Genomic DNA, 1,485 nt, shown 5'->3' with positions numbered 1-1,485 from the left:
GGACGCCGGTCCTCCCCGCCCTTCGCCGTGCCCGGCGCCGCGCCTCAGCGGGTGGCGCGACTGCGGTCCAGCACTGCCACGCCCACCGCGGCGAGTGCGATCTGGATCAGCCACTCGATCCAGTCCGGCCCGTCCGTGCTGCGTACCCCGAACGCTCCTGCGAGGGCGGAGCCGATCAGCGCCGCCGCGATGCCGACCACGATCGTCCACAGCACTCCGATGTGCTGGCGCCCGGGCAGGGCGAGCCGGCCCAGCACGCCGATCACGATGCCGATGAGGATCGCGCTGATGATGCCCGAGACCTCCATCTTTTCCCCATCCCTTCGGGTTCGTCGTGCGGTTCTTGTGCCCCCGCGCGGGAGTTGCACGCTCCGCCCGCACGGTCCTGCCGCAGTGTCATGTACCGTTCAGCCGTTTGACGCGCGTAGCGGCCTGGGCAGTATCCGTCTACGCGCGGAGAGCGGACCCCCACCCGCACCCTCTCTTCCCGCCCTGATCCCCCCTCAGGAGGTATGCCGGATGCTCCGACCCAGTCGTATCCGCCACCGCGGCCTCGCCACGGCCCTCACCGTCACCTCGCTCCTCGCCGGCGGCATCGCCGGCGCCGCGGCCCAGCCGCAGGAGGCCCCGGCCGCCGCTGCCGCCGCGGAGGCCACCGGCCACCGGATCCTGTTCGACAACGCGCACGCCGAGACGGCGGGCAACGCGGACTGGATCATCTCCACCAGCCAGCCCGACCCGCTGCTCCAGGACTCGGCTCCCTCCGCCGAGACCGACTGGACGGGGGCGCTCTCCGCCTGGGGCGTCGCACTGCAGAAGGCCGGCGGGTACAGCATGAAGACGCTGCCGTCCGGCTCCTCGCTCAGCTACGGCGGCACGGCCGCGCTGGACCTCGCCAACTTCGACACCCTGGTGATCCCCGAGCCCAACACCCTCTTCACGGCCGCCGAGAAGACGGCGATCATGAAGTTCGTCCAGGGGGGCGGCGGACTCTTCATGATCGCCGACCACACCGGTGCGGACCGCAACAACGACGGCTACGACGCCGTCGAGGTCTTCAACGACCTGATGAGCAACAACTCGGTCGACGCCACCAACCCGTTCGGCATCACCGTCGACACCCTCAACGTAGGTTCCGACTTCCCGGCCGCGGTCAACGACAGCGCCGACCCCGTGCTGCACGGACCCTTCGGCAACGTCAGCAAGAGCCTGATCGCCAGCGGCACCACCGCCACGCTGCGCCTGGCCGACAACCCCTCCGTCAAGGGTCTGCTGTACCGGACCGGCCACTCCGGCACCACCGGAGCCTTCTTCGCCACCAGCACCTTCGGCAGCGGCCGGGTCGCGTTCTGGGGCGACACCTCGCCCGTCGACGACGGCACCGGCCAGTCGGGCAACACCCTCTACGACGGGTGGAACGACCCCGGCGCCACCAACGCACCCCTCGCCCTGAACGCCACCGCCTGGCTCTCCGGCGGCGAGGGC

Annotated in this window: 1 protein-coding gene and 1 pseudogene; one reads left to right on the top strand and one right to left on the bottom strand. The window is 71.0% G+C overall.

Annotated features, from left to right (window positions below):
- Nucleotides 1-44 precede the first annotated feature (44 nt).
- Nucleotides 45-308, bottom strand: coding sequence for a GlsB/YeaQ/YmgE family stress response membrane protein (locus tag ACOV8S_RS22835; RefSeq protein WP_382552060.1), 264 nt, complete (start codon nt 306-308; stop codon nt 45-47).
- 211 nt (nt 309-519) lie between these two features.
- Between ACOV8S_RS22835 and ACOV8S_RS22830 the strand changes: the two are divergent.
- Nucleotides 520-1,485, top strand: a pseudogene (locus tag ACOV8S_RS22830) (hydrolase); the annotation flags it as partial.

Source organism: Streptomyces sp. CO7 (assembly GCF_053474865.1).
Note: the sequence above shows the minus strand (reverse complement) of the source record. Positions and strands in the feature narration are given on the sequence as shown.